General features: G+C 60.2%; 19 protein-coding genes. 10 read left to right on the top strand and 9 right to left on the bottom strand.

Annotated features, from left to right (window positions below):
* Positions 1 to 79 precede the first annotated feature (79 nt).
* From JKL48_RS15700 to folP, 3 genes are all read right to left on the bottom strand, one after another.
* The gene (locus JKL48_RS15700; RefSeq protein WP_201984143.1) at positions 80 to 4,486 is read right to left on the bottom strand and encodes a beta strand repeat-containing protein; all 4,407 of its coding nucleotides are present in this window, start codon (positions 4,484 to 4,486) and stop codon (positions 80 to 82) included.
* 396 nt (positions 4,487 to 4,882) lie between these two features.
* The gene (gene cdaA / locus JKL48_RS15705) at positions 4,883 to 5,713 is read right to left on the bottom strand and encodes a diadenylate cyclase CdaA (RefSeq protein WP_201984144.1); all 831 of its coding nucleotides are present in this window, start codon (positions 5,711 to 5,713) and stop codon (positions 4,883 to 4,885) included.
* Between the two features lie 187 nt (positions 5,714 to 5,900).
* On the bottom strand, positions 5,901 to 6,797 hold the full coding sequence (folP, locus tag JKL48_RS15710) for a dihydropteroate synthase (protein ID WP_236668840.1): 897 nt from the start codon (positions 6,795 to 6,797) through the stop codon (positions 5,901 to 5,903).
* A gap of 113 nt (positions 6,798 to 6,910) precedes the next feature.
* On the opposite strand from folP, the gene JKL48_RS15715 reads away from it, so the two are divergent.
* The 5 genes from JKL48_RS15715 (at position 6,911) to JKL48_RS15735 (ending at position 11,437) form a co-directional block, all read left to right on the top strand.
* Positions 6,911 to 7,447 carry a DUF1599 domain-containing protein gene (locus JKL48_RS15715; protein WP_201984145.1) on the top strand — a complete coding sequence of 179 codons (537 nt, stop codon included), beginning with the start codon at positions 6,911 to 6,913 and terminating at the stop codon, positions 7,445 to 7,447.
* Between the two features lie 215 nt (positions 7,448 to 7,662).
* Positions 7,663 to 8,820, top strand: a complete 1,158-nt coding sequence (locus tag JKL48_RS15720) for a BT_3928 family protein (RefSeq protein ID WP_236668841.1) — start codon at positions 7,663 to 7,665, stop codon at positions 8,818 to 8,820.
* A gap of 138 nt (positions 8,821 to 8,958) precedes the next feature.
* Positions 8,959 to 10,017: an ABC transporter permease gene (locus JKL48_RS15725; RefSeq protein ID WP_201984146.1), complete on the top strand. Its 1,059-nt coding sequence runs from the start codon at positions 8,959 to 8,961 to the stop codon at positions 10,015 to 10,017.
* A gap of 112 nt (positions 10,018 to 10,129) precedes the next feature.
* Entirely contained in the window at positions 10,130 to 10,729 is a 600-nt protein-coding gene (locus JKL48_RS15730) for a shikimate kinase (RefSeq protein ID WP_201984148.1), read from the top strand.
* 33 nt (positions 10,730 to 10,762) lie between these two features.
* Positions 10,763 to 11,437, top strand: a complete 675-nt coding sequence (locus tag JKL48_RS15735; protein ID WP_201984152.1) for a sterol desaturase family protein — start codon at positions 10,763 to 10,765, stop codon at positions 11,435 to 11,437.
* An 80-nt stretch (positions 11,438 to 11,517) separates the two neighbouring features.
* Here the strand turns inward: JKL48_RS15735 and JKL48_RS15740 are convergent, their stop codons facing one another.
* A complete protein-coding gene (locus JKL48_RS15740; protein ID WP_201984154.1) occupies positions 11,518 to 11,697 on the bottom strand; it encodes a hypothetical protein in 180 nt (59 codons plus the stop codon).
* Positions 11,698 to 11,922: 225 nt separating this feature from the next.
* Between JKL48_RS15740 and JKL48_RS15745 the strand changes: the two genes are divergently transcribed.
* The 4 genes from JKL48_RS15745 to JKL48_RS15760 all read left to right on the top strand — a co-directional run bounded on the left by JKL48_RS15745 (position 11,923) and on the right by JKL48_RS15760 (position 15,153).
* Positions 11,923 to 12,066, top strand: a complete 144-nt coding sequence (locus JKL48_RS15745; RefSeq protein ID WP_201984156.1) for a hypothetical protein — start codon at positions 11,923 to 11,925, stop codon at positions 12,064 to 12,066.
* Positions 12,067 to 12,858: 792 nt separating this feature from the next.
* Positions 12,859 to 13,503, top strand: a complete 645-nt coding sequence (locus JKL48_RS15750; RefSeq protein WP_201984157.1) for a porin family protein — start codon at positions 12,859 to 12,861, stop codon at positions 13,501 to 13,503.
* Positions 13,504 to 13,745: 242 nt separating this feature from the next.
* Entirely contained in the window at positions 13,746 to 14,330 is a 585-nt protein-coding gene (locus tag JKL48_RS15755) for an outer membrane beta-barrel protein (RefSeq protein ID WP_201984158.1), read from the top strand.
* Between the two features lie 169 nt (positions 14,331 to 14,499).
* The gene (locus JKL48_RS15760; protein ID WP_201984159.1) at positions 14,500 to 15,153 is read left to right on the top strand and encodes a porin family protein; all 654 of its coding nucleotides are present in this window, start codon (positions 14,500 to 14,502) and stop codon (positions 15,151 to 15,153) included.
* Between the two features lie 80 nt (positions 15,154 to 15,233).
* On the opposite strand, the gene JKL48_RS15765 is transcribed toward JKL48_RS15760, so the two are convergent.
* The 3 genes from JKL48_RS15765 to JKL48_RS15775 all read right to left on the bottom strand — a co-directional run bounded on the left by JKL48_RS15765 (position 15,234) and on the right by JKL48_RS15775 (position 17,532).
* Positions 15,234 to 16,598 carry a dipeptidase gene (locus tag JKL48_RS15765; protein ID WP_201984160.1) on the bottom strand — a complete coding sequence of 455 codons (1,365 nt, stop codon included), beginning with the start codon at positions 16,596 to 16,598 and terminating at the stop codon, positions 15,234 to 15,236.
* Positions 16,599 to 16,744: 146 nt separating this feature from the next.
* Entirely contained in the window at positions 16,745 to 17,320 is a 576-nt protein-coding gene (locus JKL48_RS15770) for a hypothetical protein (protein ID WP_201984162.1), read from the bottom strand.
* Positions 17,321 to 17,364: 44 nt separating this feature from the next.
* The gene (locus tag JKL48_RS15775) at positions 17,365 to 17,532 is read right to left on the bottom strand and encodes a hypothetical protein (RefSeq protein ID WP_201984165.1); all 168 of its coding nucleotides are present in this window, start codon (positions 17,530 to 17,532) and stop codon (positions 17,365 to 17,367) included.
* 44 nt (positions 17,533 to 17,576) lie between these two features.
* Here JKL48_RS15775 and JKL48_RS15780 point away from each other — a divergent pair, with 44 nt between their 5' ends.
* Entirely contained in the window at positions 17,577 to 18,203 is a 627-nt protein-coding gene (locus JKL48_RS15780; protein ID WP_201984167.1) for a hypothetical protein, read from the top strand.
* Between the two features lie 12 nt (positions 18,204 to 18,215).
* On the opposite strand, the gene plsY is transcribed toward JKL48_RS15780, so the two are convergent.
* Positions 18,216 to 18,863 (bottom strand): glycerol-3-phosphate 1-O-acyltransferase PlsY, encoded by a 648-nt coding sequence (gene plsY, locus JKL48_RS15785; RefSeq protein WP_201984169.1) that lies wholly within the window; start codon positions 18,861 to 18,863, stop codon positions 18,216 to 18,218.
* Between the two features lie 96 nt (positions 18,864 to 18,959).
* Complete coding sequence (locus JKL48_RS15790) at positions 18,960 to 24,614, bottom strand: hypothetical protein (RefSeq protein ID WP_201984171.1); 5,655 nt, start codon at positions 24,612 to 24,614, stop codon at positions 18,960 to 18,962.
* Positions 24,615 to 24,874 lie beyond the last annotated feature (260 nt).

Here is a 24,874-nt window from a genome sequence, read left to right on the forward strand (position 1 = left end):
AAACGGCTTTCCCAAGCTAAAACGCACGAAAAAAGCCCCGCCGGCAATGCCGGCGGGGCTTTTTTGCAATCGAAGCGGGCTACTCGCGCACGATGCGCTGAGTCAGCACGCCCTCTGTTGTCCGCACACGCACGGTGTAGACGCCAGCCGCCAACCGGGATAGATTCAGCGCCTGCAGGCCCGGAGCCAGTGCGCCCGTGTGCACCACCTGACCCAGGGCGTTGAGCACCGTCAGCTGCGAAGCTTTCGCGTTGGCACCCGTTAGCTCCAGCGTCAGCTCGCCCGTGGGCGTCGGGTTCGGATACACGCGCAGGCTCACGCCGTTGAGGCTGGCGGTTTGGGTGCCCGTCACCACGGCCGAAACGGCGGCCGAGGCGCGCGAAGCGCAGCCCGCGGCCGAGGTCACGACCACGGTGTAGCTGCCGCTTTGCGCGCCCAGGTTCAGCAGCAGGGTGTTGCTTGTGCTTGGCGTGCCCACCGGCGTGATGCCCCGGTAGAACTGGTAGGTCGCCCCCGGCAGCGCCGTGGCCGTGAGCAGCACCGCGCCGCCGGTTTGCGGCGTGGCCGTGAGCGTGGGCGTGGCCACCCCGAAGTTGATGGTCACCGTCGTGGTCGACACCACGCCCGTGCTGCAGGCACCCGTGCCAATCACCGTGTTGGTGATGGTGTAGGTACCGTCGCTGGTGGTGGTGGCCAGGTTGATGACGCCCGTGGTGGAGTTCAGCGACAGGCCAAAACCAGTGGTGGAGAACGTGCCGGCCGTGGCGCCCGTGGCAAGCACCGGCGTAATGGTCGTGGCCGAGCCCGTGCAATAGGTGCCGGTCGGGTAGCTGAAGGCCGCGTTGGGCGCCGGCTGAATAGTGAGCACGACCTGGCCCGTGCTGGTGCAGGGTGCCGTCGGGCCGGTTGGCGTGAGGGTAATCGTCACCGAGCCGGCCGCTACGTCGGCCGCCGAGGGCGTGTAGGTGGCGTTCAGCGTGGTGGCATTGGGCGTGAACACGCCCGTGCCCGTACTGGTGTACACCGCGCCCGTGGCCGTACCGGCGATGCTGCCCGACAGCTGGTAAGGGTTGCGGCCACAGTTGGTAAAGGCGGCTACCGGCAGCGAAGCTACCAGGCCCGGCGTGACATTCACCTGAATCGCCGTGCGGGTAGCACTCTTGCATTCCGAGCCAAACTGCAGGTTGTAGAAATAATAGTAGTAGCCGCTCAGACTGGAAGCCGTGATGGTCACAACCCCGCTAGGCGAAGTGTAAGGGTAGCTTGTGGTATTAGAGCCCGAGGGGTCGCGCAACAAGCCGCCTTGGGTGGCGGTGCGTAGGTACAGCGTGTACTGGCCCGCAGTTGGGATGGGATAGTTCAACGTCACCACGTATGGGGCCACGCCCGTAGCAGGACCCGCTGGCACCGCGAAAGCATTGGTCTGGAGCGCCGTCCCGGCAGTGGTGTTGCCCGCAAACAGGTCGATGGTGACCGTGCCAGCCGCCTGTCCGGCATTAAGAAACACCGTCACATTGGTGAGGTTCGTCGGGGCAGTGGTAGTAAAGTAGAGCGCTCCCCCGGTTTGCGGGGTCTGGCCAGTGCTGTTGAAAGCTGCTGGGCCCACGTTTTCCTGCCCGCCGGTGAAGGCTTCGGCATAGTAGGTCGTGTTGGCGGTGATGGCCGGGGTCACAACGGGGCTGCCCGTGCCCACTAGCGTGCCGCCCGTGGCAGCCGTGTAGTAGCGCACGCTCACGCCCGTGGGCACCGTGGCCGTCAGCGTGGCCGTACCACCGGCGCAGGTAGTCAGCGGCGTGGGAGCGGCCGAAATCACCGGGTTGTTTACTGTGATGGCTGACACGTTGCTGTATACCGTGTTGGTGTTGCAGGTGGTGCGCACGCGGTAGTAGGTGGTGCTGGTGAGCACCGGTGTGGTGTACGCAGCAGAAGTAGCGCCGGCAATGTCGGTAAAGGTGCCGGTGGCGCTGGTGCTGCTCTGGTACTGAATGCTGCCATTGGCCGAGCCGGCCAGCGAGAGCGAAGCCGTGCCGCTCACACAAATGCTGGTGCTGCTTGGCGAGAGCGTACCGGCCACCGGAGCCACCACCGTGCGGGTGGGAGCCGGCGTCAGCACGTTGTTAGCCGTATTGAGGTCGCCTACTACCGAAGCGGTGATGGCGAACGAATACGTGCCGAGCGCCGTCATGTTCAGGGTGCCGGGCAGGGTCACGTTCAGGGTAGCGCCGCTGGCCAGCGTGCCCGTGCTCACCGTGGTGGTGAACGGGATGGCCGCGCCAGTGGGAGGCGTTGCCGTCACCGTCACGGTGGCGGCATTGGTAGCGAAGTCCAACGCAGCGGTACCGCCGTTGCGAATCTGAACGATAACCGGCTCGGCGGGGCTGAAGCAGGTCGTGCCCGCCGCAGGCCCTATCAGCGCAACGGGCGCCACGTCCACCGCCACCGGCGTGAACTCGTAGGCACCAATGTCGGGCGTGGTGCTGCGCGTAGCGCCCGTGATGTCGTCCGTTACGCGGGCCAGCGGCGTGCCGGCGTTGTTCAGGGCCACGTTGGCGGGCGTCAGGTTACCGGTAGCGGGGTTCACAAACACGGGGTCGGCCGACACGCTGTTTTGGTCGAAGGCATTGCTGTTGGCCGCCTGCCAGGCCGTGAGCGTGGCAAAAGCCGCGCCGAAGTAGCCCACGTTGCCCACGGGCACGTAGATGTCGTTGTAGTTGCTGGTGGCAGGGGCCGTAGAGTAGTACAGGCCGTACTTGGTGCCCGTGCCGGTGCGGGTGATGTTTACAATATTGTTGCGTACATCCGCAGTTGCCGCCGAGTTGTAGATGCCGTAGGTGACCGAAGCCGTGGTGGCCGCCTGGTTGTCCGAGGTAATGGTGTTGTTGTAAATCCGGCTATAAGCTGAGCCCAGGTTATAAATCAGGTACTGCAGCCCGTTGCCATTCATGTTGTAGATGGCATTGTTTACCACGTCGTTGGTCGTCGTGGCGGTAGGCGTGGTGCCATTCGACAAGTAAATGGCGTAAACGGAGTTGGTGTTGGTAAGGCTGCCGTCGAAGGGGTTGTGAATGCGGTTCTTCTCGATGGCTGCCCCGCGGCAGGAGAAGTTATAGATTCCATAGAACGAACTCCCATTGGTCCGCAGCGGGCGGCTTATGTCGTTGCCGATGAACTGCGGGCCGTCTTGATAGCCCGCGTACACGCCGTAGAAATAAAAGTCGCGCACGTTGTTGTTGCGCAGAATATTGCCCGTGTTGAAGGAGGTGGTGCTGTTGCCATACAGCGTGATGCCGTAGTAGCCGCCGTTCACCGTATTGCCTTCCAGGGTCAGGTTGTTGGCCGAGTTGCCGCTGGTCGTGGCGCTCGAGGTCGAACCGGTCACCGCAATGCCCACAAAGCTGCTCGACGTGGTGGCGATATCGGCGTTGATGGTGCAGTTAGTAATTCGGTCGTTGTCGGCCGCGTTGGTCAGCAGCACCCCGTAGCCGTAGGTGCCGGGCGTGCCGCCGTTGGTCGCGTCGATGTTCAGGTTGTTGATGGTCGTGTAGTCCGTGCCGTTGAGCTGCACCACCGCCCGCTGGGTCGAGGAAGTGCTGCCAAACTTGATGGTGCGCCCGCCGCCGTTGACGACCAACGTGTTGGTGGCACTGGTGCCGGCCACGTCATTCAGCAGAAACTGGTCGGTGTAGGGACCGCCCAGGACCGTGATAGTCGTCGGGCTATTAATGCCATCGAGGTTCAGCCGGGTCGCCGCATCGGTGAAGCTGTGGAAGTTGGTCCCCCCCGTGGGCAGGGCGTCGTTGATGGTCAAAGCCCCACCAATGGGGCTAGCCGTCTGGGCCGTTACCGCCACGTTGTCAATTACGGCCGGGGGTTGCGTGCCCACCGAAGCATCGTTGCGCCAGGTAAACACCAAGCGCTGGGTAGTGCCAGCTAAGCTGCCTGGAAGTTGAAAGCTGGTGCGTCCAAATGTGGCTTGCAGGTTGATGTTGCCGCCTATTTGCACGGCCCCGCCGGTGCCGCTCACCAGCTGGGTGCCCGCCGCAGGTGTTACCGTGGTAGGCACCACGAATACCTGAATGTAATCGAACGTGCTTTCGCCGCCCGCCATCCAGTCGAAACCCAGCTGCAGAATGGTCTGCCCCGCCGGGAAAGTCACGTCGCGGTACATATGTACCACCGAGGCCGCGGTAATGGTGTAGGCATTGGTGACGCCCGCGTCGTTGCTGATGAAGGCCGCCTTGGTGCCCGTAGTGGTAGGGCCGTTGCCGCCCGGCGTGCCCACATACCACGCGTTGGGTTGGGTGCCGTTGACGATGGTGAAGGAGTTGGTAGCGGCCTCGAAGGTTTCGCTAAAAACGGTGGTCTGGGCTTGGGCGCCCAAGCCGGCAAGTAATAGTCCCGCACTCAGGAGCCTCGTCAGCCACTTGGGTGTTGAAAGGGTACGAAGCAGCAGGCCCTGCTGCTCACCAGGTATTGGTTTGAACATAAAAAAAGGGGTAAAGTGAATGAATACGGCGGGCGGGTAGGGGTAAAATAGTGGACAGCAATGGGTGGTAGACGCAACAAATGCCGGGCCCTGGGCGTGGTGGATGGCTCACGCTTTAAGCAAGGAAATTACTGTACTAAAGGCAGCATTCTCCCTGGACAGACCCGGAATAGTTGAAGAAAAGTAAAACCAAAAAAGGTCGGAACCTAATCAAGGGTCCCATACTTCATTCATCTAAAATGAACACATTGATTGCAATTTCTTAATCAACCAACATATAATCAGCTTCTTACTACCTACTTATATGTGTTTTGACACGATATCAACCTCCCGCTTTGTTTCCCAATTAAGTTCCGTAAGGCCACCACCAGCTTCGCCGGCTTTCAAGCCGTTAGGTTAAACCGCGGCGCCCGATTTCAGGGGGGCGGCCTTTGCGGGGCTCTCGCTGAGCAGCCATTCGTTGAGGCGGGCGCGCAGCTCGCCGGTGGCCAGGTTGCGGTGCACCTCGCCGTGGCGCACCAGGCTCATGGCCCCGGTTTCTTCGCTCACCACCAGCACCACGGCATCGGTGATTTCGCTCAGGCCAATGGCGGCGCGGTGGCGCAGGCCCAGGGAGGCGGGCACGTCGGGGTTTTCGCTCACGGGCAGGATGCAGCGGGCGGCTTGCAGGCGGCCATTGGCCACTATCACGGCGCCATCGTGCAGGGGCGAGGTTTTGTTGAAGATGGACAGCAGCAGGCGCTTGCTGATTTCGGCGTCGAGCCGGTCGCCCGATTCGGCGAAGGCCGTGAGGTCGGACACCTGTGCGAAGCAGATGAGGGCCCCGGTGTACTTATTGGACAGGCTTTTGGCCGCTTCCACAAACGGGCCCACGGCCAGCGGCGCGGCATCGGTGGGGCGGCCGCGGGCCCAGCCGCGCACGCGCTCCAGGGCCGTGGCTTTGCCCACGTTCAGCAAAAACCGCCGGATTTCCTGCTGAAACAGGATGATGCTGGCCAGCACCCCCACGCTCATAAACTGTCCCAATATCTTGGTCAGCAGCTCCATGCCCGTGGCTTTCACCACCAGGTAGAGCAGATAGAACGATATCAGCCCGAGGGCGACGTTCAGGGCCACCGAGCCGCGCAGCAGCTTGTAGAGCTGGTAGAGCAGCACCGTCACCAGGAGCACATCGGCCGCGTCAATCCAGCCGAAATGCAGGAAATTGATGGGATACGGGCCGGTCATGGGCGGGATAAATGAGAGGACAAGGCAGAGCGTCTGTTATCCGGAGCGCGGCAAAGGACCGGCTCACCGAAAAACGGCTTGCCGTAGGCACTTCGCTAGCGTGAGAAGGTCCTTCGCTGCGCTCGGGATGACAACAATAAAGCGCTGCCGTTGCACGGCAGGCCCTTCGCTCCTCAAATTACGGCCTTTATTCCGCCATTGGAAAGGTATGCGCAAATAATTCTATCGTTTGCCGGGCTTCGGCCACGTCGTGGGCGCGCAGCAGGCGCGCGCCCCCTTGCAAGGCCGCCATGTGCAGGGCCGTGGTGCCGTTGAGGGCGGCTTCGGGGCCCAGGCCCAAGGGGCCGTACACCATTTTCTTGCGAGACAACGCGGCCAGCAGCGGCAGGCCCAGCGCGCGCAGCTCGGGCAGGCGGCGCAGCAGCTCGTGGCTTTGGGCGGCCGTTTTGGCAAATCCAAAGCCGGGGTCGAGCAGCACGTCCACGGCGCCGGCCTGCCGCAGGGCGGCAAGACCATCGCGGAAATAGCGCAGCAGCGTAAGCACGATGTCGTCCTCGTAGTGCGTGAGCCGGGCCATGGTTTGGGGCGTGCCGCGCAGGTGCATCAGCACGTAGGGCACGCGCAGGCGGCCCACGGTGGCAAACATGGCAGGGTCGAGGGTGCCGCCGCCCACGTCGTTCACCAGGTCGGCCCCGGCGTGCACGGCAGCTTCGGCTACCCCGGCCCGGAAGGTATCGGCGGAAAGAAAGGCGGCGGGAAACTCGCGGCGCAGGGCTTCCACGGCGGGCAGCAAGCGGCGGGCTTCTTCGTCGGCCGAAATGTCTTCGGCGCCGGGTCGGGTGCTGTAGGCCCCGAGGTCGAGCACGGCCGCCCCAGCTTTGAGCATGGCTTCGGCGCGCGCGAGCAGCTCTTTTTCAGAGGCCACGCGGCTGTCGGCGAAAAACGAGTCGGGCGTGAGGTTGAGGATGCCCATTACCTGCGGCCGGTGCAGGCTCAGCAGGCGGCCGTGGGGGCTGAGCAGTGAGCTAGTGAACTGGTGAACTGGTGAGTCGACAGCTGGCTTAGCGGTGGGTGACAACATCATACTATTATGGGCAGCACAAAGTGGCGAAAGCGCCAATATCCGTCTAATGGACCGAACTTGCGGCGTGAGACGGGATTCCAAACTCACCATTTCACCACTCACCAGTTCACCACTTGACCACCCCCGACCACTACGACCTGCTGCTGGCCCGCTGCCGGACCCTGTTTCTGGCCAAAACCCACGACTACGGCACGGCCTGGCGCATTCTGCGCCTACCCTCGGTCACGGACCAGATTTTTATCAAGGCCAACCGCATTCGGACCATTCAGGAAACCGGCGTGCAGCTGGTGGCCGATGACGTGAACGAGGAGTTCGTGGCCATCATCAACTACTGCCTCATTGCCCTGATGCAGCTGCACCTGCCCCAGAATACGCCGCTCGACATGGCGCCCGAGGCCGTGGCCGAAGCCTATGACACCGAAGCCGCCGAAAACCGCCGCCTCCTGCTGGCCAAAAACCACGACTACGGCGAAGCCTGGCGCCAGATGCGCGTATCGAGCATCACCGACCTGATTTTGATGAAGCTGCACCGCGTGAAGCAACTCGAAGACATCGGCGGCGCCGCCCTGGTGAGCGAAAGCGTGGAAGGCAGCTACCGCGACATGCTGAACTACGCCGTATTTGCCCTGATTTTGCGCGGCGAGGAGTAGTTGTATGTTAGTAGTTGTTGGCTAGAAACTAGAAAGCATAACGTCCTGCTGAGCTTGTCGAAGCATCTCTACCGCAATAGTAAACCCTGTCGATTGGATTACTTGCACAGTAGAGATGCTTCGACTACGCTCAGCAGGACGTTCTTTTGCCAACTGCCGCCCAATAACCCAACGCCTTGCCCGCGCGTTTTGCACGCAGCTTACCTTTGCTCCCTATGTCAGTCCCCAGTTCCGTTACCGCCGTTGCCCCCGCTCCGCACCCGTTGCGCACCCTCACCCGTGTGTGCTGGTTTATACTCGGCGCGCTTTTCATTTTCTCTGGCCTCATCAAGCTGAACGACCCGGTGGGCACTGCCTACAAGCTGGAAGAATACTTTGAGGTCTTTGCGGCTTCGGTGCCCAGCCTGGCCGGATTTTTCCTGTGGTTCAGAGGGCTTTCGCGCACGCTTTCCATCGTCATGAGCTCGCTGGAAGTGATTCTGGGGGTGGCGCTGCTGCTGCGCTGGCACCTGAAAGTGGTGCTATGGGCGCTGCTGGCGCTGCTGGTATTTTTTGCCTTCCTCACGTTCTACTCAGCTGCTTTCAACAAGGTGACGGACTGTGGCTGCTTCGGCGATTTCATCAAGCTGAAGCCCTGGACTTCGTTTTTCAAAGACCTGTTTCTGCTGCTGCTCTGGACGGTGGTGTTTCTAAACCAACGCTTTCTGCGTCACGCCTTTGTGCAGGGCATGGTGGGCATCATGGTCATGACCTTTGCCTCGGCCATTGCCATTGGCATTGGGGTGCGGGCGCTGGGGCACCTGCCGTATTTCGATTTTCTGCCCTACAAAGTCGGCAACGACATTGGCAAGCTGATGAAACCCAGTGCCCAATTGCGCTACAAGTACATCATGGAGAAAGGCGGCAAAACCGAGGAGTTCACCACCTACCCCGACTCGACCTGGACCTACAAAAGCATGGTGGCCCTCAACCCCGAGGACGCGCCCAAAATCACCGATTTCCGGGTGTGGAATGATGACGGCGACTACACCCCCGAGCTGTTGCGCGGCAACAAGCTGGTGCTGATAATCCAGAACACCGACAAGGCCGACCGCGACCGGTATGACCAAATCAACAAGCTGCTGGACGACGCCAAGGAGTCGCGCCGGGGCATCACGCCGCTCATCATCACCAGCGCCAGCCCGGCCGAATTCGACGTGTTCCGGCACAACGCCAATTTCGCGGTGCCCTTCTACTACGCCGACGCCACGGTCCTGAAATCCATCATCCGCTCCAACCCCGGCTTCGTGCTACTCAAAGACGGCGTGGTGCGCGGCAAATACCATTACCACGACATCCCCAGCATTGGGAAAGTGGAGGAAAAGCTGCAATAAGTTTTTGCTAAACAATTAGCAAACATGTCCTGCTGAGCGCAGCCGAAGCATCTCTACCGCGCAAGTAATTAATTAGTATTGAGGTAGAGATGCTTCGGCTGCGCTCAGCAGGACGGTCTTTTTCCCTATACCTAAAGAATGTTTTCCTTTATTCTCCGTCGCCTGGGCCAGGGCCTGCTTGTGCTGGTGGGCGTGGCGTGCACGGTGTTTATTCTGTTCAACGTGCTGCCCGGTGACCCCGCCGCCCTGCTGGCCGGCCAGCGCTCCGACGTGGCCACCAAAGCCGCCATCACCGCCGACCTGGGCCTCGACCAGCCCCTCCCCGCTCGCCTGCTGGGCTACCTCAACGACGTATCGCCGCTGGGGCTGCACCCGCGCGACTCGGCCGGGCGGGCGCGCTACGGTGGGGTGGCCGTGCTGCCGCTGGGCAGCCGCGCAGTGGTGCTGAAAACACCTTACCTGCGCCGCTCCTTCCAGAGCAATAAGGACGTGCTGCGCATTCTGCTCGACTATTTCCCCGGCACCACGTGGCTGGCGCTGGCGGCCATGCTCATTGCCAGCGTGGGCGGTGTGGCCTTTGGCGTGGTGGCGGCGCTGCGGCCCCAGTCGTGGCTCGATAGGGTGCTGGTGAGCACCTCGGTGCTGGGTATTTCGGTGCCGTCGTTTGTAGCGGCCATTGTCATTGCCGTCACCTTCGGCTTTTACTGGAGCCACTGGACGGGCCTGAGCCTGACGGGCCAACTGTACGAAACCGACCCATTCACGGGCGAGCGGCATTTGGCACTGCGCAACCTGCTGCTGCCGGCCGTGGCGCTGGGCATCCGGCCGCTGGCCATCATCACGCAACTCACCCGCTCCAGCATGCTCGATGTGCTGGGCCAGGACTACATCCGCACGGCCCGCGCCAAGGGCCTGAGCCGCACCGCTACCGTGCTGCACCACGCCCTGCGCAATGCCCTGAACCCGGTGGTCACGGCCGTATCGGGCTGGCTGGCTTCGCTCATGGCGGGCGCGTTTTTCATCGAATACATCTTCAATTGGAAAGGCCTGGGCACGATAACGCTCCGCGCCGTCGAAAACCTCGATTTTCCCGTCGTGATGGGTTCTACGCTGTTCGTAGCCGCGCTGTTTGTGGTCATCAATATTGCCGTAGATGTCCTCTACGCCGTGCTCGACCCGCGTGTGAAACTGGGGTAGTGTTTGTTACAAATTCTGTCATCCTGAGCGCAGCGAAGGACCTTATCATGGCAGAACAGATTGCGGTAATTCAAACGGCTGGGACGTGATAAGGTCCTTCGCTGCGCTCAGGATGACAGACAACCCAGAACGGCCTTCTTCTGCCGACAAAACCCTTCTACCCACCGGCTCTGGCCACCTGAGCATCGTGGGCCTGCCCGGCTCCGGCAAAACCACTCTGGGCCGGCAGTTGGCGGCCCACTTCAACCGGCCGTTTCTGGACCTGGACATTGCAATTGAGGCCCGGACGGGCCAGAGCGTTCGCGAGATTTTTGCCGCCGCAGGCGAAGTTGGTTTCCGCGAGATTGAAGCGGCTGTGCTGCGCGAAGCCCTCGGCCGCTCGGGGCCGCCGCTGGTGCTGGCCACGGGCGGCGGCACTCCCTGCTTTCACGACAACATGACGCTGCTCAACCAGGCCGGCCCTACCCTCTGGCTCGACGTACCGGTGGCCGTGCTCGCCGCCCGCCTGCCCGCCGAGGAGGTAGCCAAACGCCCCCTGCTGGTGGCTGCCGGCGGGGCCGAAGCCTGGCTGCATGAAACCCTGGCCGCGCGAAGGGGGTTTTATGCCCAGGCGCGGCTGCGCTGCGCGGCTGCCTGCACGCTGCCCGCCGTGGTGGCCCAGCTAGCAGCGGCCGGGTTTGCCTTGCCCGGCGCATTGCCCCCGGCGTCGTAATTTTGTTTCTTTCGTCTGTTGTTCGTTATTCCTATGCAATCCATCTCCACTGAAGAACCGGCCGTTCAGTCCGTTTCGGCGGCTGCCGCGCCGGTGCGGCCCAAGCACAAAGGTTCGGCGCAGTTGTTTCAGAACCCGGTGCTGGAGCGCTTGTCGCACACGCACATTGCGCTGCCGGTGAGCATTTTCATTGCCACAGCTGCTCTGAGTTTATATTACGGCCTCACGCGCGGCTTTATGTCGGGGCTGTCGGCGTTGGGGCTGTTTTTGGTGGGCCTGTTTGCCTTCACCTTCGTGGAGTACCTGGTGCACCGCTACCTCTACCACATTCCGGCCACCACGCCGGGCCGGGCCAAGTTCCAGTACACCATGCACGGCGTGCACCACGAGTACCCCAAGGACAAGACCCGGCTGGCCATGCCGCCCATCATCACGGTGTTCGTGGCGTCGTTGCTGTTCTTTATTTTCCGGTTTAGCTTCGGCTCCTATGCGTTTGGGCTGTTGTCGGGCTTCACATTTGGATACGCCATGTACCTGTTTGTGCACTATGCCATTCACGCGTATTCGCCCCCCAAAAACTTTCTGAAAGTGTGGTGGACGCACCACAGCCAGCACCACTACCGGCAGGATGAGGTAGCTTTTGGGGTGAGCAGCACCCTCTGGGACCACATCATCGGCACCATGCCCGACCGCAAGAAAAGCGAATAGCTTTTGTTGGGCTATTGGGAAACGAAAAAGGGCGGCCTCCGGAATGGGGCCGCCCTTTTTTGTGCCGAACTGCGGGCCAGTTAGGTCCGGGGGCCGCGCATTTTGTTCACAATGAAAAATAGCAGCGCCACCACGATGAACACCGCAATGATGCCCGTATAAGCACCGGCTTTGAAGATGTCGCCGATGGCTTCGCAGCCAGTCAGCGTAGTGGCCAGCGCCACCAGAAAGGCAAATAGGGAAAGACGAGTGGCGTTCATGGCAAAGAAAAGAAGGGGTGAGAAGTTGCCGCGGCTTTGCATACCGTCGGATAGTGGTTGATACTGAGGTAAACCACAAAAGGTTGAGCGTGCCTACTCCAAAACAAAGCGCCGCATCACAAATTCTTTACCCACCTGAAGCTGCACCGCATATACTTTGCCGTCAGGCCGGTCAGGTCGGGCAAAACCCCTCCCGTACCAGTGGTTCTTTCGGTCGTCCGCAACGTGCGCACAACCATCCCCAACGCCTTCACTACGTGCACTTGGGCCGTTGTGCTGTCCGCAGCAGGCGAGGCGGCGGCCAGCACCTCTTGGCTCGCCAACGGCAGCGAGGCGCAGCCCGCCGCCGAAGTTACAACCCAAGTATAAAGTGTCAGTCACGATGTACGTGCGACCAGTAGCGCCAATAATGGCTACGGCATTGAGGGGCCATTGAATGCGAAGGCATGGGTACGGCCTGCCGAGGGCGCCCCGCTGGCGCCGCCACGTACCTAAGATTTTAGAGCAGCTTCGGAGTCAGTGGCTGTTGGAGCGGGGCCTGCCCCCGCCCGTCATTGAACCAAACTAGCGCAACGGCGCGAACGATGTAAGAGCGGGGGCATGCCCCGCCCCTACATCGTTTATACTGTCGCCTAATTCCGACATTGCCCTAATCAGGCCTCCTCCTTCGCCGATAACTGCGGCTGCTCCTGTCCAAGGCCGACCATCGAAAGCTGGCTGCAGTGGTCCAGCGGGTGGTCGCAACGAGGCATTGGGCCGGTGGGCGCTTCGTTGCGAGCAATTGAAACAGCTATACAATCCACAAAGCCACTACCCAAAAGCGCGTAAACCATTGCACATTCGTAGTTTTCCTGCGTGTCGTCTCGATGCAGACACCACGTGGCCTGCGGTAAAAATTTCGCCTCTTTTGTTGCCTGCACTTATCGCTTTTTCTAAGGATTTTCGAAACTTTTCGCCCCAATGAGCGGAACATAGCAAACCAGATTTTTTGGAAGCTCGTTGGCAATGTGGTATTTTTCCGATTGGGAAACCAGCGGGCCACCCGCGGGGCTATTTCTCAGCTTGTAAATCACCTATTGGCTATTCCTAATCATTTCGCCTCAAGCCGCACACGGTGCTTCTCTAATGGAGCGGCGTAGTTTCATCCCAGTCCCCGTACATATGAAAAAAATTCTCTTCACATTAGCTACGCTTGCACTTTTTAGCTCGGCTTCTCATGCCCAACTACATAAGCGCCACGAATCGTATGTAGGCTTGAAAGCTGGTGGCTCGGCAGCATCATTTGTGGGCGACTTAGCACAAAACACACGGTTTGTATATGGGGGCCATGCTGGATTTTTCGCCAATCTGGCCCTCAATGCCCCGTTTTCGATACAGCCCGAAATTCTTTATTCGATGAAAGGGATGCTGGGCCAGGCAGCGACCGTATACGAAAACGACACGTATCACCTGAACTATATCGACGTGCCCGTGGCATTTCGGGCCAGCTGGAATGACTTGTTTGCCGAAGCTGGGCCCCAACTGGGCTACCTGCTCACGGCCAAGTCGACGACTCCTGCCGGGACGCTGAATTCACGGGATGCATTCCGCACCTTTGACTTTGGCTACCTGCTGGGAGTTGGTTACCAGCCCAAAAAAGGTGGCCTGGGCGTTGGCGGGCGCTACAATGCCGGCTTTACGAGCGTATACAAAGACCCGATTGACGGTACGGCCCCCCCCGAAGTACATAACGGTGTTTTTCAGGTGTACCTGACCTATTCGGCGCAGAAATACCATAAATACAAAAAGAGCAAGGGCGTCCGCTAGGGCTGCTTTACTTTCTGCTGCGTTTTCCATTATACCACCCGGCTTCTCAGTTAAAAGCCGGGTGGTTTTGTATATGGCGCAACATGAAGGGTTCGTGAAGGGCAGAAAAGGCCATTTGAGATAACAGTTGAAACTCGTCTGTGTAGGCAACCCACCGTTGTGGAAGGTAGTATAAAGCTCAGCCTTCGCCTAAAAGGCCAGCATTTTCATCCATTATCCTCTCAGTAGCTATCGCAATTGCCATGAAAAAAATCCTAACTGTTCTGACTCTGACAGTGGCCACCGTCGGCACCGCTAATGCCCAGAAGCCCGCCAGCACCATTGGCATCACGGCGGCCTACGGCCGCACCAGCCTGCTTGGCAACAACGAGTACACACCCGTCAATCACTCGGCCTACCAGGCCGGCCTGACAGCCGATGCCTACTTGTCGGAGGCCGTTTCTTTCCACCCCGAAGTGCTTTACACGCTGCAATACTTTGACGCCACGGCCCTTGACCTACTCAGCCGCGACGTCACCTACCTCAACGTGCCACTGCTGGCCCGTTACCACGCCGGCGGCCTGTTTTTTGAAGCTGGTCCGGAAGTCAACTTTGCTCTGAAAGCCGTGAACGAAGGCGGAGAAAACGTAAAAACGCAGGTAAACCCGGTGGTGCTCGACTACGTGGTGGGCCTAGGCTATCAACTCAACCACGGCCCGTCGATTGGAGTACGCTACGACGGCGGGGCATCCAATGTCTTTAAAAGCGATGCGAGCACGGTTTTGGGACGAGGCGCTTTCAAGTCCAGTTCTTTCTGGCTGTCGCTGGGGTACTCGTTTGGTGGCTAAGGCGTAGCGACGAGGCCGTTAATCAGCCCAAACATGCCTTGATTGCATCACAAGCCCGGCTTCTCGTGCAGAGGTCGGGCTTGTTGTTTCTAAAAAGACGACAAAAAGCCTGCTAATACAACGACAACTGGGCAGTAGCTTTGCGCTGCTACTTTAACTACTCCCGCTTATGCAAAAAATTATTCTCATTCTTGCCTTAGTCACGGGGCTTACCGGAGCGGCCAATGCGCAACGCAGTATTCGCAAGCGCAGCCAAGGTTCGAGTGGCACTTTGTCCTATGGTGTGAAGGTCGGCGGTACATTGTCTGATTTGGTTGGAGTGAATGCTACCGACTACGAAAGCATTTACGGGGTTCACGCCGGGGGCTTCCTCAACATTACCCTCAATGAGCGGCTCGCCTTTCAGCCCGAATTACTTTACTCACAAAAGGGTGCCGACTACACTGCGGTGCAACCACCGTTTGCCCCGTTAGGTACAACCCCCCGTTTGCACTACGCGGATATTCCCCTGGCCTTTCACCTCACCGCCAACGGGTTCTTTCTGGAAGCGGGCCCGCAAATTGGCTTTTTGGTGTATGCAAAAGACAAGAGTAGCGCCAGCACCTCCACCACCTACCGCGACAATCTCAGAACAACCGATTTAGGCTACGTGGCCGGCCTGGGCTTCGAGCGCAAGACTGGTTTGGGCTTTGGCTTTCGCTATAATGGCTCATTCACGGAAGTTCGGGATGCAAACGTCGTCGGCTCAACTACCATTCAGCCCCACGCGCGCAACAGCGCCTTCCAATTATACCTCACTTACTCTTTCAACAGGGCCTATTAACAGCGAAATACATCCAGCAAAGGCAACGCCCGGCACCTGCACAGATGCCGGGCGTTGCCTTTGCTGGAAACTGCGTAATGCTATTGCGCCGCCGCGTAGTTGCGGTAGAAATGCGGAATGGTTTCGATGCCCTTCAGGAAGTTGAAAACGCCGAAATGCTCGTTGGGCGAGTGGATGGCGTCGCTATCGAGCCCAAAGCCAAGCAGAACGGTATCGAGGCCCAGCTCCGACTTGAACATGGCCACAATGGGGATGGAGCCGCCGCCACGCGTGGGCACCGGGCGCTTGCCGAAGGTGGTTTCCATGGCATCAGCCGCGGCTTTGTAGGCCAAGGAGTTGGTGGGCGTCACCACGGGCTCGCCGCCGTGGTGGGGGCGCACTTCCACGGTCACGCCCTGGGGCGCGATGCTGCTGAAGTGCTGCTGGAATTTCTCGGTGATTTCGGCTGAGGTTTGGTGGGGCACCAGGCGCATCGATATTTTGGCGTGGGCCTGCGAAGCGATGACGGTTTTTGCGCCCTCACCGGTGTAGCCGCCCCAAATGCCGTTCACGTCGAGCGTGGGGCGAATGCTGGTGCGTTCCATGCTGCTGTAGCCTTTTTCGCCGTAGCTATCGGGCAGGCCAATGCTTTGCTTGAACTCCTCTTCCGAGAACGGGGCCTTGGCCATTTCGGCGCGCTCGTCGGCGCTGAGCTCGTCCACGTTGTCGTAGAAGCCGGGGATGGTGATGTGGCCGTTGGCGTCGTGCAGGCTGGCAATCATCTCGCACAGGGCGTTGATGGGGTTTTGCACGGCCCCGCCGTAGAGGCCGGAGTGCAGGTCGCGGTTGGGACCGGTCACGGTCACTTCGTGGTAGCTCAGGCCGCGCAGGCCCACTTCGATGCTGGGCACGTCGTTGGCCAGCATACCGGTATCGGAGATGAGGATGACGTCGGCTTTGAGCTTCTCTTTGTTCGCTTTTACGAAGATTTCGAGGTTGTTGGAGCCAATTTCCTCCTCGCCTTCGAACATGAACTTGATGTTGCAGGGCACGCCGCCCTGGCCGTCGCGCATCATCATTTCGAAGGCTTTGACGTGCATGTAGACCTGGCCTTTGTCGTCGCAGGCGCCGCGGGCGTAGATATTCTCGTCCTTAATCACCGGCTCGAAGGGCGGCGAGGTCCACAGCTCGTAGGGGTCGGCGGGCTGCACGTCGTAGTGGCCGTACACCAGCACGGTTTTGGCCTCGGGGCTCACGAGGTAGTCGCCGTAAACAATGGGGTTGCCGGCCGTGGGGCAGATTTCGACGTTCTGTGCGCCGGCTTCTTCGAGGCGGGTTTTGAGGTAGTCGGCGGCCCGCAGCACGTCGGCGTGGAACTTGGGGTCGGCCGACACGGACGGGATGCGGAGCCAGTCCATCAGCTCATTGAGGAAGCGGGTTTGGTTATCGGCGAGGTAATTAGCCATATGGAAGCGAAGTTTGGGATGGTTGGGAATGCGGGGGTAAAAGTAGCGGGCTGGGCCGGAACGAGTCTCCCGAAGCTGCGCTTCGGCCCGCTGAACGATGGCCACGCGGGCCGAAGCGCAGCTTCGGGGTACATACGTTTGGGCCGTTACAGCCGCGAATCAAGTACCAACTCGCGCACCATCGCCTCGCCCAGCTTCCAGGCGTCGGGCCACTCTTTTTCGGGGCTTTCGAAGGTGAGCAGGTAGAGCGTGTCGGTTTTGGCGTTGGCCAGGGCCATTTGATACACCACGCGGGGCTCGGCTTCGGGCGGGGCGTCGCGGTAGCGCACAGTGCGCTTGTAGAAAGGGCCGTCGGCTACCGACGACTTTTCCAGCAACTGCTTGCCGGGACCGAAGCCGGTGCGCATCATCAGCAGCTCGGCGTATTCGGCGGCGGGGCGGCCGGTTTTGGCTTTGGCCTTGCGCACCACCTGCAACGAGAGGCCGGTCTGGAATTCGCCGCTCTCCCCTATTTCTTCCTGCGTGAGGTAGTAGGTGGTGCCGCCTTTCTGGCCCTCGGCTTTGTAGTACCAGCCGGCGGGCAGCAGCGCCGCGGCCTTGCTTTCGGGCAGCGGCTGCCAGGTGAAGCCCGCGGGTGGGGCGACTAGCTTGACGTTGTAGCGCTGGGCAGCGACGGGCCGGGCCAGTAGCAACACCAGCCCCACGAGCAAGAAACGAACCATGCCCACGAAGCTAGCGCTCACTACACTTTGGCACCAAGCCGCAGCTACTTTATCATCTCCTCGCCGAATTTCAAGGCCAAAGCCCAGCCTTTCTCGGGGCTCTCGAAGAGGTGTAGGTAAAAGGTGTTGGTGGTGGTGGCAATGGCCCATTGCTGAATGATTTTGGCGTTGGCGCCGGCATTACGCTCATCGGTATCAGAACCATAAGCCAACTTTATAACGCTAACTTGCTGTCCATTTAGCCTCATCTATCGTTATGAAATCCCTCTTTTGCTTCCTCCTTTTGCTATCGCCCGCTACGCTGTTTGCCCAGGATGGAGGCGAAGACTTCAAGCCCGCTTTGCTGCAAACCAAAACGGGCGCCATCCTAGTGTATAATGGCACGCGCCACGCTTTCACCGTACGCGTCGTGGGCAAAAACGTCGTACCGCCCACGGAAAAAGCGCCCAATTTTATCACAGTAGATGGCCAGATTCTGCAGGCCACTACCATTGCCTATGGAAGCAACGGCGACGTGACGGACTTGCCCGAAGAGACCATGAAGAAGTTTCTAATAAGCTACCAGCAACACGAATCCGGCTACTTTAAAAACGAGTTGAAAGTGCCGGTTGCTAATGAAAAGACGGCTTTCACGCATCCTGGCAATCACCTGTTTATGGCTTGGGAATTTGATACGCCATTCCGGGGCAAAGGCAAAGTGGTGAAGCAGCTTTACATGGTTTCCATCTGCTATAACCAGGCGCTGGTGCTCAACTGCCCTATTATGAAAGCTACCGAAGTCCCGCAAGCCAAAGCGCTACTAGCAGCTACAGCAGCCTCCTTAATGCTCAAGGACGAGCCGGTCGATTTGACTGAGCTATACCATCAGTTGGAGAAAGAATAGACCGCTACCGCCCTACTTCTTCGCCCACGGCAGCGGCACGCGGCTCTCGGTCCCGCTCCTGAGCCGGCCGATATTGGCCCGGTGGGTGTATATCAGCAGCGCCGCCAGCCCGAACCCCACCCACACCAGAAACGGCTGTTGCGGCCGGAACTGGGGCAGCAGCTGCAGCAGCGCGAAACACACGCCGGCCGTCATCGAGGCCAGCGACACGAAGCGGAACAGCAGCAGCATCGCGATGAAAGCCAGGATGCACACCCCCACCGTAGCCGGGGCCACGCCCAGCATCATGCCCAGAATGGTGGCCACACCCTTGCCGCCCCGAAACTGCGCAAACACCGGGTAGATGTGCCCCACAACGGCCAGCGCGCCGCAGACCAAGCGGTAGTACAGTTCGTGCTCGGGTGCGATGGCGCCCTGCGCCACCAGCCACTGCGGCAGGAAATAAGCCGCCACAAAGCCCTTCAGCGCATCAATGAGCAGCACGGCCGAGCCCGCCTTGGGGCCGAGCACCCGGAAGGTGTTGGTGGCGCCGGCATTGCCGGAGCCGTGCTCCCGGATGTCGGCCAGATTAAAAAAGCGGCGGCCCACCCACAGGGCCGTGGGGATGGAGCCGAGCAGGTAGGCGACGAGGAGGGCAAAAGCAATGTAGAGGATGTTCATGGAAAGCATTGAGGCAGGAATCGCACAAAAGAACGTCATGCTGCGCTGGTCGAAGCATGACGTTCTTTTTTTTCAGTGGCTGGCTAACCAAGTCGCTTAGCTGTCGCCGAAGGGGTCGTCGGCCGCCTTCTTTTTCTTCTTTTCTTCTTCCTTCTTCTTTTTCTCTTCTTCCTTTTTCAGCCGCTCGGCTTCCTTTTCAGCCTCCTTCGCTTGGCGGTCGGCCTCTTTTTTGGTCTGTGCCGGGTCGGGAGTTGGCTCGGCTGCAGGCGTTGGTGCTGCAACGGGCGGCGTAGCCGCAGGAGTAGCCGCAGGAGTGGCGTCGGCAGCGGCAGGCGAAGAAGCGGCGGGAGTAGCGGCAGGCGTTGAGGTAGCGGCCGGGGCAGGGGGCGTCGGGGTGGGAGTGGTGGGGGCTGCGGCGGCCGGGGTGTTGGTTAGAGCGGGCGCATCCGCTGTTTTCTCCTTCTCTTTCACTTTTTCCTTCTTCACCACCGGAGCGGGGGCAGGCTCGTCGGCCGGAGCATCGCCGAAGGGGTCGTCGCTCTTGCTTTTCTTCTTTTTCTTGGTCACGACGGGTTCGGGAGCATCGGCCGGGGCGCTGCCGGGGTTGGCATTGGCATCGGCTTCGCTGCCGCCAAACGCATCGTCGCTCTTGCTTTTTTTCTTCTTCTTGCCCTTGGTCTCCAGCACGTCGAAATTGCCGGTAGGTGCGGGGGCAGCGGGGCGGGCGGCCAGTTTGCCGCTCTGGCCCAGGTAGTCTCTCAGGAAGTGCGCACGGAATGCATCGACGTCCGAATAATCGCCCAGGAAGACGCCGTAGCTGGTCGCGGTGTTGAAGTCGCCTTTGGCTTTGCTGCCGACTTCGGCATCGAAGGTTTCGTTTTGCGACTTGGTCAGCAGCACGTTGTTGTTGTACTTGAAGTAGTACCACACCTGGGGCTCGGGCTCCAGGTAGATTTCGACCAGGTCGGTCGAATTTTCGCGCCGGATTTCCACATAGCCGTTAATCAGCGCGTTCATGCTCTGCTTGCCCACGCCCGCCAGGCCCAGCTGGCCCACCGAGTACCAGGCCCGCTTTTTATCATTCCAGCGCAGGTTCACCTTGCTCAGCAAGATGGTGTGGCCCGCTAGCTTGGGCGAGAGCTTGGCCAGCGGCTCGGCCGCTCCTTTGTGCATGGTGTACGATTCCACGCCTTTGTCGCCGATGAACTGGGCCAGCTTGTACAGCTCGTCGGTGCCACCGTCCAGGGCTTCGGGCGAATTTTTGGTTACGGTGGCCAGTTCGGTGCCCATGGCGTCGATGGCTTTGGCGGGCATCACGATGTCGAGGCCCATCAGCGCGTTGATGTTGTAGCGGGCGCTGTCGGGGTTGGCCGTGCCCACGCCACTGCCCATCATCTTGTAGTCCTTGCTGGAGTTGATGAAGCTCATGGGCCCGCGGAAGCTCAGCGAGTTGGTGGTATCGCGGTAGGTCAGCACGGCGCCCTCGTAGGCATTCACGTCGGTCGGGTCGGTGCTCGAGATGCTGTAGATGCCTTTCTTGTTGTCGAAGCGCAGCTTGCCTTCCACTCTGAAAATGGGCACATCGGTCGGGTTGGGCACGGTGGACGCGTAAAGCGGGTACACCTTATTGCTTTGGTCCGACATGAACAGGCCGGTCATGAGCGGGGTACCGTCCTCGGCTTTGATGCCCGCCAGGTTCATGCTGAAGTTTTTGGGGTCGATGGAGTCCTTCACCGCAATCCATTCGGCGTTGGTGTTCTTGCCAAACTGCAGCTGCACCTGGCCATCAAACACGAAGCCGCGCCGCTGGGAGTTCAGCTGCACGCCGCCCCGGTAACCGATGCGCGGCGTGATTTTGAACTTCAGACTGGCATCGACGTTGGCCACCGCAATGGTGGGCGGACCGGTGGGCGTGGCTCCTTCCACGTCCTCTTTCTTCTTCAGAAACCCTTTTTTACCTTTCACGGCCAGCAAAGAAGTTGAGTCGGACTGGAAGTTGCTAAACTTCAAGGCCACCGAGTCGCGCGCGGTTTTAAACCCGTAGAGCGCGTTGCCGCTAAACGCCGCCTTCGACAGCACCTGGATGTTGCCGTTGTAGAGCTTGTGGAATTTGGCCAGCGAATCGAGCAGCAGGCCGGCCCGCTTGAGTTGCCCCAGGCGGCCATTGGCCCCGATGCTCACCTTGCCCGAATCGGGAACCACCCAGGCATCGGCCGAGGCGATGTAGGGCACGCCGCCCACTTTCATCTGGTATTTGGCCAAGTCGTACACGCCGGTAGAAGCCTTGAACTTCAGCCCGTACTGGTCGGGATTGGTGGAGTAGAAGTACGACTTGGTGGAGTCGGCATTGGCCGCCACGCGCAGCTTCACCAGCTTCTTCTTGAAGTCCCAGCGCCCGCCGCTCAGCGTGGTTTTAAACTTCGAGTAGGGCAAGTCGATGCTGGCCGTGCTGCCTTCCTCGCGCTTGAAATCGGCAAAGCCGCGCTTCATGTCATACTCAAACGCCACGTCGTTGGCCGTGAGCGCGGGCTTGTTGGTTTCGGCCGACTTCACGCTAAGCGCCGCCCGACGCCCGGAGTAGCTGTCAGACTTGAAGGTGAATTCCGGCGACTTGATAAAGGACTGCGGGCCATCTAAGCGGCCGTTGCCGCCCGCCCCCTTGGACGTGAGCAAAGCCGTGCCTTTGAAGGTATAGCCGGCCGCTGGCGTTTTGCTTTTGGGGTCGGGCGCGGCGCCGTAGAGGTGAATGGGGTCGCCGGAGCGCGGCGTGGTCAGGTACATGGAATCCTGGCGCACGTTCCAGTTCATGAGGTAACCAGTGGGCAGCGTCATCTTCGGCACGTCTACGCCGTCGGCTTTTTTGGCGGCTATGGCGCCGGTTTTGCCCACCGTCACCACCGAGTCGCGATAGAACACGAACTGGTTCGAGGTGAACGTGCCCGACTGGTAAGTGATGGTACCATCGGCCTGCAGGCCTTTGCCGTCCATCTTCACCTTGTTGTACACGCGGCCCCGGCCTTTGTAAAGCGGGAAGCCTTCCTTGGGCACATCGTAGCTGAAGCCCAGCGAGCCATCGGGCTGCATGGTGAGCTTGGTTTTTAAGTCGGGGATAATCCCCCCACTGCGGAAGGTCCCATCGAAGCCCGACGCCGCCTTGCTTAGCTTGTTGAGCGAGTCGAGCTTGAAAGGCGGAATATCGAACACCATCGTGGAGTCGTAGGCGCCGCCCAGCACGTCCTGCTTGCCGAAGTACACGTTGGCGCCGCTCTTGGAGTCAAAGGCCGGGTACTGCGGCTTTTTCTTGCGGCCCGATTTGTTTTTGGGGTCGTTGATGAACAAGCGGCCGGTTGAGACCTTGCCTTTATTGGTAAGAGCGAAGTCGGCGTGCTTGCCGGTGGGCTTGCCCTTGGCATCTTTGGTTTCGCTGCGAATGACGATGGAGTCAATTTTGGCCATGTCGATGAAGAACCCATCGTAGTCAAACTTGAACTCCCGGCCCCGGAAGCGCATCGACGATGCCACCACCGTGCCGTTGAAGGCAATGTTTCGGTTTTTGCCGATGCGGATAATGGAGCTGTCCGGCTGCACAAACACCGTGGCCGAGTCGTCGGAAAAGTTGAACCGGTTCACCCCACGCACCAGCAGCTCGTTGGTGTTGAGGTTGAGCGTGGCGTTGCGGCCCGTGCCCGACAGCGACTTGATGGCAATGTGGTCGAAGTCCTTCTTATCGCGGGCCGAGCCTACGTAGTGCAGCCCTTTGGGCAGAATGGTCACGTCGCCGGTTTGCGAGTTCCAGGCCACGTAGCCGTCGCGGGCCAAGCCGGCCATGTCGGTACGCATGTTGGCCACCGACGTTTTCAGCTCCTCAGCCAGCGTAGCCACGTTGATGGTGCGCACGCCGCCGTGGGTCAGGCTGTAGCCCACCACCATTTGCAGCGGGTGCAGCCGGTTGATGCTTTTGAGCTGCTGGTAGCGCGTGTTGGTGAAAAACTCCTTGCTTTCAAAATCGGCGCTGCGCTGGTTTTTCGACGACAGCACCGCGAAGTCGATAACGGGCTGCCGCAGGTTCCAGGTCAGGGCTTCGGTGCGAATGTCCATCTGGTGGTAGGAGTCGCTGTAGGGCGTGTTCTTGTACAGGCCTTCCTCCCGCACCAGCTTGAGCTGCTGCTTGGTTTTGGAGTACTTCAGCTCGGCGCCGGGGTGCGTCACCGAGTCTTTGGCGCCTTCGTAAATGGTCACCGCGGCCCGCGTAGCCGTAATCACCGTATCGCTCAGCACATAGGCCCGCGAAGCGGCTTTGAATTTTGGCTTCCCGTCGAGGCTCACCATCAGGTTGGACAGCGAACCATCGAGCGCGGCGCTGAGAATGCGGCCACCGGCCATCGAAAGCCCGCCCCGGTACTGAATATTGTCGCCGAGGTTTTTGATGCGGGCATCGTTGGTGAGCGAGATAAAACGCGGGTAGCCCGTGTCGGGCGCACCGGGCTTGCGCCGCACGCTCTTGTAGCTAAGCGCGCCTTTCACCGGGGCTTCCAGCACGGCCGGGTAGGTAAGCATCACCGGCTGGGCTTTAAATTCCGGCTTCGTGATATCGAAATCAAACCCCGTCATGTCGGCCGTGACCGGGTTGGTTTTAATGGTCCAGGCTAGCTGGCCACTGGTGGCAATGAAGCGGTTGGAACTGGGCACGGCCGTGCCGCTCACCTTTTTCAGCACCACCGAGTCGCCGGCTGTGGACATCGACAAGTCGGCATCCTTCACCACGAGCACGGCGCCGCGGGCAGGCGGCGCCAAGTACTCGTCATACGTTGGGGCTGGCGTGAAGGAAGGCGCGGGCGCATCAAAATCGGAGGCTTTGGCCACCGGCGCAGCGTCCTTGGCAGCCGGCGCGCCGGGCGTGGGTTTGGCGGCGGTAGCGGCGGGCTTTTTGGCCGGCGCTTTTTTCTTAACGGGCGTGCCCCAGCCGTCGTCGGAGTCGCCCCAGCCGCTTGCCGAAGGCGATGACCACATATCGGCCGTGTCCCAGCCGCTGCTGGGTTTTTTCTTGGGGGCGGGCTTGGGAGCAGGTTTTGCGGCCGGTTTGGCCGCTACCGGTTTTTTGGCGGTGGGCTTGGGCGCGGCCGGCAGCGGCTCCTCCTTGGGGGCTGGCTCGGGGGCGCCAAATTCCAGGTTGGAAGGCGCCGGCGCGGTATTGGGCGAGTACGCAAACGAAATGGTGCCGCCCATCACGCGCAGCGAGTTGTAGCCCGAACGGTAGAGGTAGCCGCCGTTGAGAAAACGGTTGGTGCTGAACATGAATTTCTCCGTTTCGGTCGGAGCTTCTTTTTCCAGCGTCTGGCCCAGCACGTCGAGGTACTGGTCCATCTGCTGGTCGCTGAGCTTGCTGGTCAGCTTGCCGCCCACTATCGCGCCAAACAGGGCCTCAAAGTGCGGCCGGGGCCGAAACTTCTTGGCCAGCATGGTTTGCGAGAGCGCCACAATGCGGGCCTGCTGCGAAGAAGTAAGCCGGTTCGACGCCCACAATTCCTTCAGGCGCACGGCGAGGGCACGGGCCGCGGCATTGTTGGTGCTAATCATCATGCTCTGCACATCGTTGATGTACTGGGCCGGGTCGGTGGAGAGCTTGCCCGGCTGGTAGCGCGGGGCCGCGTCGCCGGGCGGAGGCGCCGGTTTCGTCTGGGCCTGGACCATTGCCGTGTTGCTGAGCAACACGCCTAACCAGGCAGTAAGGAGAACAACTATTCGCTTCATAGACTCAGTTTATCCTGGAAGTTTGGCTTGCTCAGCAAGCCGCGGGCCGCCCCAATCTTGTAAATATCGCCACACCCAACCCGTCCCTCAGGCGTGCGTTAGCAGGCAACGACACGTACCCGGCCGGACGGGCTGCTTTTCTACCGCAAACGCCTGGCACGAAGGATAGTGCCCAACATTGCGCTAAAAACCCGGTACAAGTTAGGCACAATCAAAAAAGCAATTTACTGTACCTTGAAAAAACTGTGCCGCAGCCGCTG

Source organism: Hymenobacter rubidus (assembly GCF_016734815.1).
In the GTDB taxonomy this organism is placed as follows: Bacteria; Bacteroidota; Bacteroidia; order Cytophagales; family Hymenobacteraceae; genus Hymenobacter; species Hymenobacter rubidus.